Origin of the sequence: Pseudoponticoccus marisrubri (genome assembly GCF_001482405.1) — a bacterium.
GTDB lineage: Bacteria > Pseudomonadota > Alphaproteobacteria > Rhodobacterales > Rhodobacteraceae > Pseudoponticoccus > Pseudoponticoccus marisrubri.
In genome coordinates this window covers 183,351-201,939 of the sequence record NZ_LPXO01000001.1, presented here as the reverse complement: position 1 = coordinate 201,939, position 18,589 = coordinate 183,351, and the positions used below count along the sequence as shown (strand labels likewise).

The 18,589-nt window shown below is 68.6% G+C and carries 13 protein-coding genes; 7 read left to right on the top strand and 6 right to left on the bottom strand.

Annotated elements, in window-relative coordinates; translation table 11 throughout:
• Window positions 1-132: 132 nt before the first annotated feature.
• Together AVJ23_RS00990 and AVJ23_RS00985 are read left to right on the top strand one after the other, a co-directional pair.
• Window positions 133-1,005: an NAD(P)-dependent oxidoreductase gene (locus AVJ23_RS00990; RefSeq protein ID WP_058860284.1), complete on the top strand. Its 873-nt coding sequence runs from the start codon at window positions 133-135 to the stop codon at window positions 1,003-1,005.
• Between the two features lie 561 nt (window positions 1,006-1,566).
• Window positions 1,567-5,067: an Rne/Rng family ribonuclease gene (locus AVJ23_RS00985; protein ID WP_058860283.1), complete on the top strand. Its 3,501-nt coding sequence runs from the start codon at window positions 1,567-1,569 to the stop codon at window positions 5,065-5,067.
• A gap of 76 nt (window positions 5,068-5,143) precedes the next feature.
• Here AVJ23_RS00985 and AVJ23_RS00980 read toward each other — a convergent pair whose 3' ends face one another.
• The gene (locus AVJ23_RS00980; protein WP_058860282.1) at window positions 5,144-5,488 is read right to left on the bottom strand and encodes an MmcQ/YjbR family DNA-binding protein; all 345 of its coding nucleotides are present in this window, start codon (window positions 5,486-5,488) and stop codon (window positions 5,144-5,146) included.
• Window positions 5,489-5,709: 221 nt separating this feature from the next.
• Between AVJ23_RS00980 and cysS the strand changes: the two genes are divergently transcribed.
• The 3 genes from cysS (at window position 5,710) to AVJ23_RS00965 (ending at window position 9,745) form a co-directional block, all read left to right on the top strand.
• Complete coding sequence (cysS, locus tag AVJ23_RS00975) at window positions 5,710-7,101, top strand: cysteine--tRNA ligase (protein ID WP_058860281.1); 1,392 nt, start codon at window positions 5,710-5,712, stop codon at window positions 7,099-7,101.
• 121 nt (window positions 7,102-7,222) lie between these two features.
• Complete coding sequence (gene cimA, locus AVJ23_RS00970; protein WP_058860280.1) at window positions 7,223-8,839, top strand: citramalate synthase; 1,617 nt, start codon at window positions 7,223-7,225, stop codon at window positions 8,837-8,839.
• A 123-nt stretch (window positions 8,840-8,962) separates the two neighbouring features.
• Window positions 8,963-9,745, top strand: coding sequence for a squalene/phytoene synthase family protein (locus tag AVJ23_RS00965; protein WP_058860279.1), 783 nt, complete (start codon window positions 8,963-8,965; stop codon window positions 9,743-9,745).
• Between the two features lie 9 nt (window positions 9,746-9,754).
• Here AVJ23_RS00965 and AVJ23_RS00960 read toward each other — a convergent pair whose 3' ends face one another.
• A complete protein-coding gene (locus AVJ23_RS00960) occupies window positions 9,755-10,972 on the bottom strand; it encodes an MFS transporter (RefSeq protein ID WP_058860278.1) in 1,218 nt (405 codons plus the stop codon).
• Between the two features lie 171 nt (window positions 10,973-11,143).
• On the opposite strand from AVJ23_RS00960, the gene AVJ23_RS00955 reads away from it, so the two are divergent.
• Window positions 11,144-12,343, top strand: coding sequence for an aminotransferase class V-fold PLP-dependent enzyme (locus AVJ23_RS00955; RefSeq protein ID WP_058860277.1), 1,200 nt, complete (start codon window positions 11,144-11,146; stop codon window positions 12,341-12,343).
• Window positions 12,344-12,442: 99 nt separating this feature from the next.
• On the opposite strand, the gene AVJ23_RS00950 is transcribed toward AVJ23_RS00955, so the two are convergent.
• The 3 genes from AVJ23_RS00950 to AVJ23_RS00940 are packed head-to-tail and all read right to left on the bottom strand — an operon-like array spanning window position 12,443 to window position 15,338.
• A complete protein-coding gene (locus AVJ23_RS00950) occupies window positions 12,443-13,297 on the bottom strand; it encodes an NAD-dependent epimerase/dehydratase family protein (protein WP_058860276.1) in 855 nt (284 codons plus the stop codon).
• A complete protein-coding gene (locus tag AVJ23_RS00945) occupies window positions 13,294-14,115 on the bottom strand; it encodes a glycosyltransferase (protein WP_058860775.1) in 822 nt (273 codons plus the stop codon). The genes AVJ23_RS00950 and AVJ23_RS00945 overlap by 4 nt, the downstream gene beginning before the upstream one ends.
• A gap of 5 nt (window positions 14,116-14,120) precedes the next feature.
• The gene (locus AVJ23_RS00940) at window positions 14,121-15,338 is read right to left on the bottom strand and encodes an NAD-dependent epimerase/dehydratase family protein (protein ID WP_058860275.1); all 1,218 of its coding nucleotides are present in this window, start codon (window positions 15,336-15,338) and stop codon (window positions 14,121-14,123) included.
• Between the two features lie 474 nt (window positions 15,339-15,812).
• On the opposite strand from AVJ23_RS00940, the gene lon reads away from it, so the two are divergent.
• On the top strand, window positions 15,813-18,224 hold the full coding sequence (gene lon / locus AVJ23_RS00935) for an endopeptidase La (RefSeq protein ID WP_058860274.1): 2,412 nt from the start codon (window positions 15,813-15,815) through the stop codon (window positions 18,222-18,224).
• Between the two features lie 78 nt (window positions 18,225-18,302).
• Here the strand turns inward: lon and AVJ23_RS00930 are convergent, their stop codons facing one another.
• Complete coding sequence (locus AVJ23_RS00930; protein WP_058860273.1) at window positions 18,303-18,506, bottom strand: hypothetical protein; 204 nt, start codon at window positions 18,504-18,506, stop codon at window positions 18,303-18,305.
• Window positions 18,507-18,589: the final 83 nt, after the last annotated feature.

Here is an 18,589-nt window from a genome sequence, read left to right as displayed (position 1 = left end):
TTCCCTTGCCCCCGCCTTGCGTTACTGAAGGATCCAGGCGGGCTTAACTTGCCCGACCGGGCTTGCCAAGAGCCGCGGCCCGGGATCGGCGGATCCGCGAAAGGCGGACGGAACCACAGGGAAAGGGACGACATGGCGAAAGTTGCATTTCTGGGCCTGGGCGTGATGGGCTATCCGATGGCGGGTCACCTGGCAAAGGCCGGGCACGACGTGACGGTCTACAACCGCACCGCCGCCAAGGCCGAGGCCTGGGTGGCCGAGCATGGCGGCGCACGGGCCGAGACGCCGCGCGCGGCGGCCGAGGGGCAGGATTTCGTGATGGCTTGCGTCGGCAATGACGACGACCTGCGCGCGGTCTGCACGGGCGAAGACGGTGCCTTCGGCGGTATGCGCGAGGGGGCGATCTTCGTCGATCACACCACGGTCTCGGCGCAGGTGACGGCCGAGCTGTATGAGGCGGCAAAGGGGCAGGGCCTGGGCTTTGTCGACGCGCCGGTCTCGGGCGGTCAGGCGGGCGCCGAGAACGGTCAGCTGGTGGTGATGTGCGGCGGCGACGCGGCGCAATACGACGCGGCCGCGCCGGTGATCGACGCCTATGCCAAGCTGTGCAAGCGGCTGGGCGGCAGCGGTGCGGGGCAGCTGACCAAGATGGTCAACCAGATCTGCATCGCGGGGCTGGTGCAGGGCCTGTCCGAAGGGCTGCATTTCGCGCAGAAAGCCGGGCTCGACGGGCGCGAGGTGGTCGAGGTGATCGGCGGCGGCGCGGCCGGGTCCTGGCAGATGGTGAACCGGTTCGAGACCATGCTGGACGGCAAGTTCGACCACGGCTTCGCAGTGGACTGGATGCGCAAGGACCTGGGCATCTGCCTGAAGACCGCCGACGAGGTGCAGGCCGCGCTGCCGGTGACCGCGCTGGTCGACCAGTTCTACAAGGAGGTCCAGAAGATGGGCGGCGGGCGTTGGGACACCTCGTCGCTGATCGCACGGTTGAACGCCATCGGCTGACCCGATGAGCGACGCGCCGAAGCCGCTTCGAAGCGGCTTCCCGCGCCCATGCCCGGCGGCAGGACCGGGCGGACGCCGCTTGCAAGCGGCGTGAAAGCGCGTTGCAACGCGCTTGGCCAAGGCGGTTCGAACCGCCTTGCCGCGGCCCGGCCGGCGGGCAGGGCCCCGATGTCGGGGCGGCCGGACACGATTGCCCATTGTCTTTGCTGCACCTCTGGCTGTAATGTGGCTTTCAGGCCATTGCGCGCGGCGCATGGCCAAGAGTTTCGCTGGCCGCTGCCCTGCCATGGCAGGCGTGGCCAGACCGATAGGGCCGCAAGGCCGATGAACCGGGCCCGGACCGCCGCAGTGCGACGGGCTTTCCCAACGGGCGCCAGCGGGGCTTGACCCGCGAGAGCGTCGGAGAAGAACCGCGATGACGCGCGCGACACAGACGAGGCACGGGGCAGGACGCAGATGCGCCCGCCGTCCTCGCACGCCGCAGTTCGCCCAGACAAGACACGTCTATGCCGCCTCCCGTCCGCCCGGACCGGGGGCGCGCTTCACGTGCAGACGGATAACATGGCAAAGAAAATGCTCATCGACGCCACCCACGCGGAAGAGACCCGCGTCGTGGTGGTGGACGGAAACAAGGTCGAGGAGTTCGACTTTGAATCGGAAAACAAGCGGCAGCTCGCCGGCAACATCTACCTAGCCAAGGTCACCCGGGTCGAGCCCTCGCTGCAGGCGGCCTTCGTCGATTACGGCGGCAATCGCCACGGCTTCCTCGCCTTCTCGGAAATCCACCCGGATTACTACCAGATCCCGATCGCCGACCGGAAGGCGCTGATGGAGGAAGAGGCGGCCCTGGCCGCCGCCGAGGAGGAGGACGAGAAGGAAAAGCCCAAGCGCACCCGCTCGCGCCGCTCCAAATCCAAGCCCGCCGGCGACAAGCCCGAGGCACAGGCCAAGCCCGACACGCCGCGCGAACCCAGCGGCATGGAGATGATCGATCTCGGCGAGGACAGCGAGGCCGGCGCCCCGGGCGAGGGCTTGTCCCCGATGGAGACCGTGCGCGAGGCACCTGTGGCCGAGCCCGAGACCGGCGAGGCCGCGACGACGCCCGCCGAGACCCCGGGTGCCGAGGCGCAGGCCCCGGCCGAGGCGCAGGCCCCGGCCGCGCCCGAGACGCCCGTAGCGGCGCCGGATACTCTGGCTGCGACGGGTGATGCGGCGTCGGAGAGCGTGGCCACTACGGAAGTGGCAGAAACGCAACCCGCGCCCGAGGCCACGGCATCCGAAACCCCGGCTGCGGCGCCGGAGATCGCTGTGCCCGAGGCGCCGGCCGCGGACAGCGCACCCGTCGCGGAGGCTACGCCGGCCGAGGCCCAGACAGAAGAGGCGCCCGCGGGACAGCAGGACGATGCACCGGCAGAGACCGCTGGGGACACCTCCGAGAGCACCGACACGGACGCCGCCCCCGACGAGGACAGCGAGGACGCGCCCAAGCCGCGCCCGATCGCGGAATCCTCCAAGGATGACGCGGCGGTCGTGACCTCCGAGGACGCCACGCCCGAGGCCGGGCCCGAGAGCGCCGACAGCGCACCGGACAGCGACGAGACCCCCAAGCCGTCACGCTCGCGCAGCCGGCGGGACAAGGGCGCGTCGAAGAAGGACAGCGCCCGCGACGAGGACGAGGACGACGAGGGTGACGCCGACGGCGCCGATGCCGCCGCGCGCGACACCTCGATCGAATCCGTGGCCGATGACGACACCGAGGAGGACATCCGCCCGGTCCGCAAGCCGCGCCCGCGCCGCTACAAGATCCAGGAGGTCATCAAGGTCCGCCAGATCATGCTGGTGCAGGTCGTCAAGGAAGAGCGCGGCAACAAGGGCGCCGCGCTGACCACCTATCTCAGCCTCGCCGGGCGCTACTGCGTGCTGATGCCCAACACCGCGCGCGGCGGCGGGATCAGCCGCAAGATCACCAATGCCGCCGACCGCTCCAAGCTCAAGGAGATCGCACAGGGCATCGACGTGCCCAAGGGCGCGGGGCTGATCATCCGCACTGCCGGTGCCAAGCGCACCAAGACCGAGATCAAGCGCGACTATGAGTACCTGCAGCGCCTGTGGGAGCAGATCCGCGAGCTGACGCTGAAATCCATCGCGCCGGCCAAGATCTACGAGGAGGGCGACCTGATCAAGCGCTCGATCCGCGACCTCTATTCGCGCGAGATCGACGAGGTTCTGGTCGAGGGTGAGCGCGGCTACCGCGTGGCCAAGGACTTCATGAAGATGATCATGCCGTCCCACGCCAAGAACGTGAAGCATTACGCCGAGCAGATGCCGCTCTTCGCGCGCTACCAGGTGGAAAGCTACCTGGGCGGCATGTTCAACCCGACCGTGCAGCTGAAATCCGGCGGCTATATCGTGATCGGCGTGACCGAGGCGCTGGTGGCGATCGACGTGAACTCGGGCCGGGCCACGAAAGAGGGCTCGATCGAGGAGACCGCGCTCAAGACCAATCTCGAGGCCGCCGAGGAGGTGGCCCGCCAGCTGCGCCTGCGCGACCTGGCCGGCCTGATCGTGATCGATTTCATCGACATGGACGAGCGCAAGAACAACACCGCGGTCGAGAAGCGCCTGAAGGAAAAGCTCAAGACCGACCGCGCGCGCATCCAGGTGGGCCGCATCTCGGGCTTCGGCCTGCTGGAGATGAGCCGCCAGCGCCTGCGCCCCGGCATGATCGAGGCCACGACCCAGCCTTGCCCGGCCTGCCACGGCACCGGGCTGATCCGCTCGGATGACAACATGGCGCTGCAGATCCTGCGCCAGATCGAGGAAGAGGGCGTGCGTCGCCGCTCGCGCGAGGTGCTGGTGAAATGTCCGGTGGGCATCGCCAACTACCTGATGAACCAGAAGCGCGAACACGTGGCCCAGATCGAGGCGCGTTACGGCATGGCCGTGCGCATCGAGGGCGACCCGCACCTGGTCGCGCCCGATTTCGCCATGGAGAAGTTCAAGACCGCCACGCGCAGCGTGCCCGAGGCGACCGCGCCGGTCGTGTCGGTGGACACCTCGATCATGGACCAGATCGACGAGGATGCCTCGCAGGCCGCCGAGGCCGAGGCCCAGGCCGAGACGCCCGAGCCGGAAGAGGCCGAAGCCGCGCCCGCACCCGCTCCCGAGAAATCCGAGGAGACCGGCGACGAGGGCAAGCCCAAGAAGCGCCGCCGCCGGCGTCGCCGCAAGTCCAAGTCGAAGGAGGGCGAGGAGTCCGAGAACGGCAACGGCCAGCAGCCCGCCACGGCATATGAGGCGCGCCCAGAGGGTGCGAAGGACGGCGCCGAGACCGCGCCCGCCGAGACCTCCGAGCCCGCGTCGACCGCCGAGGACAGCCCGGACGAGACGGGCGAGGAGAAGCCGCGCAAGACCCGGACGCGCCGCTCGCGCTCGCGCAAGAAATCCGACGCGACCGAGACCGCGGAAGAGGGGGCCAAGGGCGACGAGATCCCGACGCCCGAACCGGTGGCCGAGCAGGCCGCGCCCGCGGCCGAGACCGTGCAGGCGCCCGACCCGGCCCCGGCCGAAGAGGCCGCGCAACCCGCGCTCGCCGAGGGCGAGGAGCCGGCCCGACCCAAGCGGGTGCGCCGCAAGGCCGCCGATGTCATCGCCGAGGTCGTGGGCGAAGTGACCCCCGCCGAGCCCGACGCGCCTGCGGACAGCACGCCCGAACCTTCTGAGGCGCCCGAGCCGGCAGCCCCGGCCGAGAGCGCGGAAGCGCCGGAGCCGATGGCGATCGGGGAGAGCGCCGCCGTTGAGCCGGTCGAGACGCCCGCACAGGAGCCCGAGCCGGCCCCGCAAGCGGCAGAGGTCCAATCGGCACCGGAGACGGTGACGGAGGCGGAGCCCGAGGCCCAGCCGGTGGCCGACCCCGCGCCCGAGGCCGCAGAGGACCCCGCGACCGAGACCGCCCCCGTCGCAAAGGACAGCCCGGCCGAGGCGGACGCGGAGACGGCCGAGCCGGCGGAAGAGACGCCCAGCCAGCCCAAGCGCCGCGGCTGGTGGTCGCTCGGCCGCTGAGCCGACAGGCATTCAGATCGAAAGGCGGGCCCCGGGCCCGCCTTTTTTCATTCGCTCACGCGGTGAGGATTGAACGCTAGCTGCCCGCGATCTGCCGCTGCAGCTTTTTCGTCAACCCTGCAAAGATGATCCGGTACGAGCCCTCGATCCGGTCGCGCAGCTCGTCCGCGGGCACGGCATCCCAGTCCACCCGCACCCAGGAGCGGTGGAAATAGGGCGCCTTGACCGCGCGCTGCATCTCGATCAGCAGCTGCGCATCCTCGATCGAGGGTGTCTTGACCGAGACACCGTCGCCCGCCGCGCCGATACAGGCGAACATCTTGCCGCCGACCTTCCACGCGTCATGCCCGCCGCCCCAGGGATCGGACCATTCCGCCCCGGGCAGCGCCTTGCAGATCTCGTTCACGGTTGCGCGGCCCATGACCCCAGAGTGCCGCCCCCGGAGCCGCGGGGCAAATGAAATTCGCAGCGCCCGCCCAAGCCGCTTGGCCTGCCGTCGGAACTCTGCTAGGCAAGCCGCATGACGACCGTCGCACGCATCACCTGCTGCATTACCCGCTGAATCTTCTGGCGGGCCGGTCTTCTATTCCCTCTCTGCGACGAAGTTGCTAAGCCCGCCGCGAACCCCGCGAAGGATGGGCCATGGACATCTTCCTCACCAATACGCGCACCCGCCGCAAGGAGCGGTTCACCCCGCTCGATGACCGAAACGTGCGGATGTATGTGTGCGGCCCGACGGTCTATGACCGGGCGCATCTGGGCAATGCCCGGCCGGTGCTGGTCTTCGACACGCTCTACCGGCTGCTGCGCCATGTCTACGGCGCGGACCACGTCACCTATGTACGCAATTTCACCGACGTGGATGACAAGATCAACGCCACCGCCCTGCAGCGCAAGGCGGATGGCGCCGAGGGCACGCTGGAGGAACTGGTGCGCGCCCGCTCGGACGAGACGATCGACTGGTATCATCAGGACATGGACGCGCTGGGTGCGCTGCGCCCCGATCACGAACCCCGCGCCACCGCCTATATCGGCGAGATGATCGCGATGATCGCGGATCTGGTGGCGCGCGGCCATGCCTACGCCGCCGAGGGGCATGTGCTCTTCTCGGTCGACTCCTTTGCGGGGTACGGCGCGCTTTCCGGCCGCTCGGTCGAGGACATGATCGCCGGTGCGCGGGTCGAGGTGGCGCCCTACAAGCGCAACCCGATGGATTTCGTGCTGTGGAAACCCTCCTCGGAGGAGCTGCCGGGCTGGGACAGCCCCTGGGGCCGGGGGCGGCCCGGCTGGCATATCGAGTGCTCGGCCATGGCGCATGCGCTGCTGGGCGACAGCTTCGACATCCATGGCGGCGGCAACGACCTGATGTTCCCCCACCACGAGAACGAGGTCGCGCAAAGCTGCTGCGCCCATCCCGAGGGCGGCTTTGCCCGGGTCTGGATGCATAACGAGATGCTGCAGGTCGAAGGCAAGAAGATGTCCAAGTCGCTGGGCAACTTCTTCACGGTGCGCGACCTGCTGGACCAGGGCATCCCCGGCGAGGTGATCCGCTTCGTCATGCTCTCGACCCATTACCGCAAGCCGATGGACTGGACCGCCGAGAAGGCGCGCGAGGCCGAGGCGACCCTGCGCAAATGGCGCGCCCTGACCGCGGGCGTCACGCCGGGGCCGGTGCCCGAGAGTGTGGTTGCGGCGCTGGCCGATGACCTGAACACGGCCGGCGCGCTGGCCGCGCTGCACCGGCTGGCCACCGAGGGCGACGCCGCGGGGCTGAAGGCCGGGGCCGGGCTGATGGGGCTGCTGGAGGCGGCGCTGGGCGCCTGGGCCGAGGTCGGCATCGACCTGGCCCCCTTTGCGCAGGCGCTGGCCGCGGCGCGGGACAGCGCCATGCAGAGCAAGGATTTCTCCGAGGTCGACCGGCTCAAGGCCCGCTTCCTGGCCGCCGGGCTGGAGGTGCGCATGTCCAAGCAGGGCGTGGAGCTTCTGCCCGGGGCCGGCTTCGACCCGGCCCGCCTGATGGAAGATGCGTCGTGAGAGGCGCGCCCAAATTTCCCTCTGGAAATTTGCAAATTCCATGCATGGAATTTGGCCCGGCGCCCGATCGTGACGCCCGAGACACCTGCCGCGCCCGGACCGGCCGAAAGGACCTGACCGCATGACCCGCGACCGCCTTTACCTGTATGACACCACGCTGCGTGACGGGCAGCAGACCCAGGGCGTGCAATTCTCCACCGCCGAGAAGATCCGCATCGCGGCGGCGCTGGATGCGCTGGGGCTCGACTATATCGAAGGCGGCTGGCCCGGCGCGAACCCGACCGACAGCGCCTTCTTCGAGGAGGTGCCTCGCACCCGCGCCACCATGACCGCCTTCGGCATGACCAAGCGCGCCGGGCGTTCGGCCGAGAATGACGACGTGCTGGCGGCGGTGGCCAATGCGGGCACGCCGGCGGTCTGCATCGTGGGCAAGACGCATGACTACCATGTCACCCGGGCGCTGGGGGTCTCGCTCGAGGAGAACCTCGAGAGCATCCGCGCCTCGGTGGCGCATCTGGCCGCGCTGGGGCGTGAGCCGCTCTTCGATGCCGAGCATTTCTTCGACGGCTACAAGTCCGACCCCGCCTATGCGCTGGACTGCCTGCGCGCGGCGCTGGAGGCCGGGGCGCGCTGGATCGTGCTCTGCGATACGAATGGCGGGACCCTGCCGCATGAGATCGGTCAGATCGTGCAGGAGGTGATCGCGCAGGCGGTGCCCGGCGATCATCTGGGGATCCACACTCATAACGACACCGAGAACGCGGTGGCGGGCAGCCTCGCGGCGGTGGATGCCGGGGCGCGCCAGATCCAGGGCACGCTGAACGGGCTGGGCGAGCGCTGCGGCAATGCCAGCCTGACCTCGCTCATCCCGACATTGCTGCTCAAGCCGCATTACGCCGACCGGTTCGAGACCGGGATCGACCGCGCCGCGCTGCAGGACCTGACGCGGATCAGCCGGATGCTCGACGACATCCTGAACCGCGTGCCGGTGCGGCAGATGGCCTATGTGGGCGCCTCGGCCTTTGCCCACAAGGCCGGGCTGCATGCCAGCGCGATCCTCAAGGATCCCTCGACCTACGAGCATATCGACCCCGGCGCGGTGGGCAATCGCCGCGTGGTGCCCATGTCGAACCAGGCCGGCCAGTCCAACCTGCGCCGCCGCCTGTCCGAGATGGGGCTGGAGGTCGAGAAGGGCGATCCGGCGCTGGCGCGCATCCTCGACCGGGTGAAGGCGCGCGAGACGGATGGCTATTCCTACGACACGGCGCAGGCCTCGTTCGAGATCCTCGCCCGCGAGGAGCTGGGCCGGCTGCCCGAGTTCTTCGAGGTCAAGCGCTACCGGGTCTCGGTCGAGCGGCGCAAGAACAAGTACAACCGCATGGTCTCGCTCTCCGAGGCGGTGGTCGTGGTCAAGGTCGATGGCGTCAAGAAGCTCTCGGTCAGCGAGAGCATGGATGCCGAGGGCAATGATCGCGGCCCGGTCAACGCGCTGTCCAAGGCGCTGGCCAAGGATCTGGGCCGCTACCAGGCGGTGATCGACGACATGCGGCTGGTGGACTTCAAGGTGCGCATCACCCAGGGCGGGACAGAGGCGGTCACCCGCGTGACAATCGACAGCGAAGACGGGCAGGGCCGCCGCTGGGCCACCGTGGGCGTCAGCGCCAATATCGTCGACGCCTCCTTCGAGGCGCTGCTGGACGCGGTGCGCTGGAAGCTGGTGCGCGACTGGGAAGGCTGATCGCGCGCATGCGGGCTGCCGGCTGGTCGGCGGCCCGGGCCCGCCCTAGCTGACGCCCATGACATCGCGCAAAACCGCCGCGCGCGGCGCCACGACACCGACCCTTGTCAGGACACGCATCCCATGAGCATCGCCCCCGGAACCGACATTCACGCCTGCGCGCAGATCGTCGAACGCGGCGACCCCGAGCGGTTTGCCGGGGTGATGGCCGCGCCGGTGGCCGCGCGCCTGGCGCTCTTCCCGATCTACGCCTTCAATGTCGAGGTCAGCCGCGCGCCCTGGGTCACGGCCGAGCCGATGATCGCCGAGATGCGCCTGCAATGGTGGCGCGACGCACTGGAAGAGATCGCCGGCGGCGGCACGGTGCGCCGGCACGAGGTGGTCACGCCGCTCTCCGAGGCGCTGGATGCCGAGACCGCGCAGATGCTCGACCGGGTGGTGGTGGCGCGGCGCGCCGATATCGAGAAGGCGCCCTTCGACGACAATGACGCGGTGCTGGCCTACCTGGCCGAGACCGCGGGCGTGCTGATGGCGGGCGCGGCCCGTGCGCTGGGGGATCTCGACGGGCGCACGGCCCATGCCCTTGGCACGGCATCCGGTGTGGCGGCCTACCTGCAGGCGGTCCCGGATCTGGAGGCGCTGGCCAAGGTGCCACTGGCCGATGGTCGCCCGGAGGCGGTGCAGGCCCTGGCGCAGGCCGGGCTGGACCGGCTGGAAGAAGCGCGCCGGCACGTGGGTGCCATGCCCGCGCAGGCCCGTCCGGCGCTGCTGACCGGGATGATGGCGCGCCCGGTGCTGGCGCGCGCGGTGCAGGATCCGCGCCACGTGGCCGACGGCACGCTGGCCCCCTCCGAGGCGCGCACAAGGCTGCGCCGGCTCTGGGTCGGGATCACCGGCCGCTGGTAGCGGGCCCGCTCAGACCGCCTGGTCCTGTTCCTTGGGACGCAGCGCCAGCCAGATCAGCGCGCCGCCCGCCAGCGCGAGGAAGGGCGCCATGGCGATGTTGACCGCCATCCAGCCCTGTTCCGCCGACCCGCCCGAGCAGTTCATCAGCCCGCCCGAGGCCAGCGAGGCGAAGGTCACGCCGCCGAAGACGATCAGGTCGTTCAGCCCCTGCATGCGGCCGCGCTCATGCGCCTCATGGGCGCCGGCCAGCATGGTGGTCGCGCCGATGAAGCCGAAATTCCAGCCAAGCCCCAGCAGGATCAGTGCCACAAAGAACTGCTCGAGCGCGACGCCGGACAGCGCCACGGCGCCCGCCCCGGCGAGGATCAGCAGCCCCAGCGCCATGATCCGCTCGACCCCGAAGCGCGCGATCAGGTGGCCGGTGAAGAAGGAGGGCGCGAACATGGCCAGCACATGGGCGGTAACCACGTCGGCCGCGTCGCCCGTCTCGAAGCCGCAGCCGACCACGGCCAGCGGGGTCGAGGTCATCACGAGGTTCATCAGCGCGTAGGAAACGGTGGCGCAGATCACCGCCACGGCGATGCGCGGCGTGGCCAGCAGCTCCAGCCGGGTGCGCCCGCGCGGCGCGTCCTGCGCGGGCACGGGCGGCTTTGGGATGTCGAGGAAGAGAAACATCAGCGACCCGATCAGGTTGATCGCGATCACCGCGCCATAGGTGCCGAGGAAGGGGATCACGTAGGCATCCGCCGTCAGCTTGACCAGCTGCGGGCCGATGATGGCCGAGGCCAGCCCGCCCGCCATCACGTAGGAGATCGCCTTGGGCCGGAAATCGTCCGAGGCCGTGTCGGCGGCGGCGAAGCGGTAGAACCCCTGCGCGGACATGTAGATGCCGGTCAGGAAGGAGCCCAGCAGGAAGACCGGGAAGGAGGCGAGGTAGAGCCCGTAAGCCCCCACCAGCCCACCCAGGGCACCGCCGCCCGCACCCACGAAGAACCCCGCCCGGCGGCCGTATTTCTGCATCAAGGCCGAGACCGGCGTGGCCGACAGCATCGAGCCCAGCACGATCAGCGAGATCGGCAGCGTGGCGAAACAGGCATTGGCGGCCAGCGACTGCCCGGCCAGCCCGCCGATGGTGAAGATCATCGGCATCTGCGCCCCCAGCACGGCCTGTGCCATGACGAGGACGATGACGTTGCGGCGGGCGCGGGGGGTGGATGTCGTGCTCATGCAGGTGGCTTAAGTCGCGGCTGCCCGTATCGCAAGGGGTGAATATGTCCGCCCGCCCCGCGGGCCGCGGGAGCGGTGGCGCCGCTCTGCCGAACGGGCCGGACGGGCGCTTGACGACGGCGCCGCGGCACTGTCTTTTCGCGGCTGCATCACAGCAAGAGGGGCAGGGACATGCTGGATATCGATTTCGTGCGCGGGCAGTTTCCGGCCTTTGCCGAAGAGGGCCTGGCCGGGCAGGCGCATTTCGAGAACGCGGGCGGATCCTATGCCTGCGCGCCGGTGATCGACCGTCTGACCCGCTTCTACCATGACCGCAAGGTGCAGCCCTACGGTCCTTTCGGCGCGGCAGAGCGCGCCGGGGCCGAGATGGACGAGGCGCGGGCGCGGCTGGCCGGCCTGCTGGGGGTGGAGACGGACGAGGTGAGCTTTGGCCCCTCGACCACCCAAAACGCCTATGTGCTGGCGCAGGCCTTCCGGCAGTTCCTGTCACCGGGCGAGGCGATCGTGGTCACCAACCAGGACCACGAGGCCAATTCCGGGCCGTGGCGGCGGCTGGAAGAGGAGGGGATCGAGATCCGCGAATGGAAGATCGACCCCGAGACCGGGCACCTCGATCCGGCGGCGCTGGATCCGCTTCTGGACGAGAAGGTGCGGCTGGTCTGCTTTCCGCATTGCTCGAACGTGGTGGGCGAGATCAACCCGGTGGTCGAGATCACCGCGCGGGCCCATGCGGCCGGGGCCTTTGTCTGCGTCGACGGGGTCAGCTATGCGCCGCACGGCTTTCCCGAGGTGGGCGCGATGGGGGCCGATATCTACCTGTTCTCGGCCTACAAGACCTACGGGCCGCACCAGGGGATCATGGTGATCCGCCGCGCCCTGGGCGAGGCGCTGCCCAACCAGGGGCATTTCTTCAACGGCGACACGCTTTACAAGCGCTTCACCCCGGCCGGACCCGACCACGCGCAGGTGGCTGCCTGTGCCGGCATTGCCGATTACGTCGAGGCGCTGGCCGCGCATCACGAGATCGGTGCGGGTTGCGTGCATGACCTGATGCGCGCGCATGAGACGCGGCTGCTGCAGCCGCTGCTGGACGCGGTGGCCGACCGGCCGGGCGTGCGCCTGCTGGGCCCGCGCGACGCCGCCAGCCGGGCGCCCACCGTGGCGCTGGCCCTGACCCGGCCCGCGCTGGAGGCTGCGACGGCGCTGGCCGATCACGGCATCATGGCCGGCGGCGGCGATTTCTACGCGGTGCGGCCCCTGCAGGCGCTTGGCGTCGATCCCGAGCGCGGGGTGCTGCGGCTGTCCTTCGTGCATTACACCTCGGAAGACGAAGTCGCGCGGCTGATCGCGGCGCTGGACGCGGTGCTCTGAGCGCCGGGTCGCCCCGCTGACGGGGCGATCCGCCGGGGGCTCTGCCCCCGGACCCCCGGAGTATTTTGAAAGAGAAGAAGCGGAAGTGCGCGCTCTTGGTCAACCGCTCGGGCGGCTGGCGGAGGTGTCCGGGGCGGCCGTGGCCAGAATCGCGGGCAGGTCGGCGCGCAGCCTTTTCATGCCGCCCGGTCGCCATCCCAGCGCGTGCAGCCGGTCGCAGGCCAAGGTGCTGATCGGATCGGTGGCGCGGGGCGGTGGCGGATGCGGGCAGCCGGTCAGGCGCTGCAGCTCGGCCAGCAGGTCGTGGCGGTCGAGCAGCATGTCGGAGACATGGACCGGCCCGCCTTGCGTCGCGTCCAGCAGCAGCGCGCAGGCGCGTGCGAGATCCGCGCCGTGCAGCTCGGTCCCGCGGCGCGGGGCGATCGGCCTTCCGGCCCGGTAATCGGCGAAGAGCGCCTCCCACTTGTGGCCGGGACCGGGGCCGTAGATACCGGTGGCGCGCAGCGACAGGCCGATGAGCGGCATCTGCGACAGGTGCATCTCGGCGGCGCGTTTCATCTGCCCGTAGAGCGAGCGCGGTTGCGGCGTCAGTTCTTCGGTGAGCCTTGTGCCCGGGGGCAGCCCGTCGAACACCGCGCGCGAAGAGAGGAAGAGCACGCGCTGCACGCCGGCCGCGGCGGCGGCATCGAAGAGCCGCCGGCTGCCGTCGAGATTTGCGGTCAGGAAGCCCTTGGGGTCATCGCCCTCGCCACCGCGGTAGCGCCCGGGCACATGCGACAGGGCGGCATGGACCAGCAGGTCGATGCCCGCGAGATCGGGTGCCGGCCCGTCCAGCGTCCAGGGCCGGTGCGCATGGCCGGGCAGGGGGCGCCGGCCCAGCGTCACGACCTCTCCGGGCAGGTCCAGCAGGAAGCGGCCCACAAGGCCCGTGGCGCCTGTCAGCGCGATCCTCATGCGGCGGCGGGCAGGGCCGCCAGGTCGGGGCTGCGACCCTCGGCATAGGCGTGCCAGAGCGCGATGAGTGGTGCCAGTTCCCGGGCCTTGGGGTGGTCGGCCTGCCACGGCTTCTCGTACTGGTAGTGCAGCACGCGGATCGAGTCCCAGTCCCAGAGATCGGGCAGGTTCATCCAGCAATATTGTAGCATGTTGCAGAAGACCGGCAGCCCGTGCCAGTCGGGAAAGAACGCCTGCAGGAAGGTCTGGTCGGTGCGCCGCCAGAACGCGCCCGGGCTGTCCAGCCGCGCCAGCATGTCGGCAAAGACCCGGGCCGAGGGGCGGGCCACGAAGACCCCGGAATTCATCCGGTGGAAATCGGCGAGGCTTTCATAGACATTGGGCGCGGCGCAGAAGCCGGGATAGTCGAAAAGCCGGTCGATATTGCGCAGCACCAGCGTGTCGGCATCGAGAAAGATGCAGGTGTCGTAGTCCAACTGCCACAGGCGCAGCTTGACGAAATTGTCCAGCGGCGTGTGGAAGGGTGGCTTGCCCCCCTTGGTGAAGGGGGCCAGCCCGTGCAGCCGGTCGCGCGCATGGGCGGCGTTGAACGCGTCCGAGGTGGGCAGCAGCGCGGTGCGCACCAGCCGCGCGCCGTGGCGCGACAGCGGGGCCAGCACGTCGGGCGCGACCGCGTCGGTGTGCAGGACGACGAGGTCGGCCTCGGTGCCGCTCTGGCGCAGCGAGCTCAGCAGCGCCTGCGCCCCCAGCGCGAAATCGGCATTGGTGACCAGCGTCACATAGGCCTGCCGGCCGCGCGCCGGCCGATCCGCGACCATCGCCGTCATGACACGGATTTCAGGCGCGTGCCCTCGGGGTCATGCTCGACCCGGGCGCCATGTTCGCGCGTCCAGGCCGAGACGGCCGGCACGCGGCTGCGGTCGATGCGGTGGGCATACTTGCCGGCCACCTCGACCACCTCGCTCAGCAGCCCCTCCTGCAGGGTGATCGGGTCGAGCCCGAGGGCGAGGAACTGGTCGTTCTTCACCTCGAGATCGTTCTCGGCCGCTTCCTTGCGGGGGTTGGGCAGGTAGCGGATCTCGGAGCCGGTCAGCCCGGCCACCATCTCGGCCAGGTCGCGGACGCGGCGGGTCTGGGTCATCTGGTTGAAGATCTTCACCCTGTCACCTGCGCGCGGTGCATCCTGCAGGGCCAGGTCGACGCAGCGCACCGAGTCCTGGATATGGATGAAGGCGCGGGTCTGGCCGCCGGTGCCATGCACGGTCAGCGGATAGCCGATCGCGGCCTGGATCAGGAAGCGGTTCAGCACCGTGCCGTAATCGCCGTCATAATCGAAGCGGTTGATCAGCTGCTCATGCCGGCGGGTCTGGTCGGTATGGGTGCCCCAGACGATGCCCTGGTGCAGGTCGGTGATGCGCAGCCCGTCATTCTGGGCGTAGAACTGGAACAGGATCTGATCGAGGCTCTTGGTCATGTGATAGACCGAGCCGGGCCGCGTGGGATAAAGGATCTCCTGTCCCTTGGGTCCGGAGGGCGTGTCGATCTGCACGTCGAGATAGCCCTCGGGGATGGCGGCGCCGACGCTGGAATAGCCGTAGACGCCCATCGTGCCCAGGTGCACGAGATGCGCGTCGCAGCCGGTCTCGACCATCGCCGCCAGCAGGTTGTGCGTGCAGCTGACATTGTTGTTGACGGTATAGACCTTGTGGCGGTCGGTCTTCATCGAGTAGGGCGCCGCGCGCTGTTCGGCGAAATGCACGATCGCGTCGGGCTTGACGGTCTCGAGCCAGGTCTTCAGCCGCTCGTACTCGTTGGCGAGGTCGAGCAGGTGGAACTGCAGCGCCCGGCCGGTGACCTGTTTCCAGATGCGGCAGCGCTCCTGGATCGAATCGATGGGGGTCAGCGACTGCACGCCCAGCTCGGCGTCGATCCAGCGGCGCGAGAGGTTGTCGACGATATGGACCTCGTGCCCGGTCTCGCTGAGATGCAGGGTGGTGGGCCAGCCGACGAAACCGTCGCCCCCGAGGATTGCAATGCGCATGTGCCCGTTCCTTTCCGCGTGCCTGAAAGGCCCCGTCGCGCCGCGCGCGGATGGGGCGTTGCACGGGGATCTAACGCTGGACGGGGCGCGTGTAAAATGAAGATTCTGCGAATTGATACAGGATTGGTTGAGTATCTTGCTGAAAAGTCATTTGAAAACAATGGTGGTGCGCAGGATTGATGTGTCACTTTTGCCGTGCCGTCCGGCAGGATCCCGCCCATGTCGCGGGCGCGGGCCGCGCGTGTTGCCCAATGTCCCGCCCGTGACCGCCGATCCACAGGCCGGCCCTGCGCGCGCCCGCGGATTTGCCGCCTTGCGGATGGCGGTCAGGAGGGCCATCTTTCCAGCAAGGAGGGACGGGGGGCTCGGCTTGAATTCCCGGGCGGATACCCCACCTGTAACCCTCATAACCGGAGACGGGCCACGCTGCCGCCAAGCGGGGCCGGACCGTCTTGCCAAAAAGGAAACGCGAGCATGAAACAGCCCCTCAATCCTTCGTACCCGGTGCTGCCGCTGCGCGATATCGTTGTGTTCCCGCACATGATCGTGCCGCTCTTCGTGGGCCGTGACAAATCCGTCCGCGCGCTCGAAGAGGTGATGAATGACGACAAGCAGATCCTGCTGGCCAGCCAGATCGACCCCTCGGTGGACGATCCGGACACCGGCGGCATCTACAAGGCCGGCGTGCTGGCCAACGTGCTGCAGCTGCTGAAACTGCCCGACGGCACCGTCAAGGTTCTGGTCGAGGGCCGCACCCGCGTGCGCATCGACGAATACCTCGAGAACGAGAACTTCTTCGAGGCCCGGGCCGAGTACCTGACCGAGATGCCCGGCGATCAGGCCGCGATCGAGGCGCTGGTGCACACCGTGGCCGAAGAGTTCGAGCGCTACGCCAAGGTCAAGAAGAACATCCCCGAAGAGGCGCTGTCCGCCGTGGGCGAGGCGACCGAGCCGGCGCAGCTGGCCGATCTTGTCGCCGGTCATCTGGGCATCGAGGTGCCGCAGAAGCAGGACCTGCTGGAGACGCTGTCGGTCTCGGAGCGGCTGGAGAAGGTCTATGGCCTGATGCAGGGCGAGATGTCGGTCCTGCAGGTCGAGAAGAAGATCAAGACCCGGGTCAAGAGCCAGATGGAGAAGACCCAGCGCGAGTACTACCTGAATGAGCAGATGAAGGCCATTCAGAAGGAGCTGGGCGACGGCGAGGATGGCGAAGGCGAAGTGGCCGAGCTGGAAGAGCGTATCGCCGAGACCAAGCTGTCCAAGGAGGCGCGCGAGAAGGCCGAGGCCGAGCTGAAGAAGCTCAAGAACATGTCGCCCATGTCGGCCGAGGCCACCGTGGTGCGCAACTACCTCGACTGGATGCTGTCCATCCCGTGGGGCGTGAAGAGCCGCGTCAAGAAGGACCTGAACAAGGCGCAGGACATCCTGGATGCCGATCACTACAGCCTCGACAAGGTCAAGGAGCGCATCGTCGAGTATCTCGCGGTGCAGGCGCGCTCGAAGAAGCTGAAGGGTCCGATCCTCTGCCTCGTCGGCCCGCCGGGCGTGGGCAAGACCTCGCTGGGCAAGTCGGTGGCACGCGCCACGGGGCGCGAGTTCATCCGCATCAGCCTGGGCGGTGTGCGTGACGAATCCGAGATCCGCGGCCACCGCCGGACCTATATCGGCTCGATGCCGGGCAAGATCATCCAGGCGCTGAAAAAGGCCAAGACCACGAACCCGCTCATCCTGCTCGACGAGATCGACAAGATGGGGCAGGACTTCCGTGGCGACCCGGCCTCGGCCATGCTGGAAGTGCTCGACCCCGAGCAGAACGGCACCTTCGTCGACCACTATCTCGAGGTGGAGTACGACCTGTCCAACGTGATGTTCGTCACCACGGCGAACAGTTACAACATGCCGGGGCCGCTGCTGGACCGGATGGAGATCATCTCGCTGTCGGGTTACACCGAGGACGAGAAGATCGAGATCGCCAAGCGGCACCTGCTGGACAAGCAGGTCAAGAACCACGGGCTGAAGGGCAAGGAGTTCTCGGTCACCGACGGGGCGCTTACCGACATCGTGCGCTACTACACGCGCGAGGCCGGGGTGCGGAACCTCGAGCGCGAGATCGCCAAGCTGGCGCGGAAGGCCGTGACCAAGATCGTCAAGAAGGAGACCGACACCGTCTCGGTGGAGTCGGACAATCTTGATGACTATCTGGGCGTGCGGAAGTTCCGCTATGGCCTGGCCGAGGACGAGCACCAGGTCGGTGTCGTCACCGGGCTGGCCTATACCAGCGTGGGCGGCGACCTGCTGCAGATCGAGGCGCTGCGCCTGCCGGGCAAGGGTCGGATGAAGACCACCGGCAAGCTGGGCGACGTGATGAAGGAGTCGATCGACGCGGCCTCGTCCTATGTGCGCTCCATCGCGCCGCAGATCGGGGTCAAGCCGCCGCGCTTCGACAAGCTGGACATCCACGTCCACGTCCCCGAGGGCGCCACGCCCAAGGACGGCCCCTCGGCCGGCTTGGCCATGGTCACCTCGATCGTGTCGGTGCTGACCAACATCCCCGTGCGCAAGGATGTCGCCATGACGGGCGAGGTCACGCTGCGGGGCAATGCGCTGGCCATTGGCGGGCTGAAAGAGAAGCTTCTGGCGGCCCTGCGTGGCGGAATCACCACGGTATTCATCCCGCAGGAGAACGAGAAGGATCTGGCCGAACTGCCCGACAACGTGAAGGACGGGCTCAAGATCATCCCCGTCAGCCACGTCTCGGAAGTGCTGGAGGCCGCGCTGATCGACAAGCCCGAGCCGATCGAGTGGGATGAAGCGGCTGAAGAAGCGGCCGCCGCGGCCCGCAACATTTCGGGCGAGGACAGCACGGCCGGCGCCACCGCGCACTGAGCCGGGCTTCGCCCATCACATGAAGAAGGCGCCGCAAGATCTTGCGGCGCCTTTGCTTTTGTCGATACGAATTTCGGATCAGTTGCCGGCAGCCGCCGCGCCGAAGACGGCGATGGTCATCAGCGCCAGCACCAGCGCGGCCGAGGGGGCGCTGCTGTCTGCGGCGGCCTCTTCCACGACCACGGGCGAGAGCACGGGTTCGACCACGGGATCGGCCATCGATCCGGCATGGGCCGTCCCGGCCAGGATGAGCAGTGCGGTCCCCGCCACAACAGGTTTCATGCGTATTCTCCGTTTATCTTTTTGGCAGACTGGGGTGATTCTGCCGCGCCGATTCGGACCGGTCAAGCAAGTGCCTTCCCCGA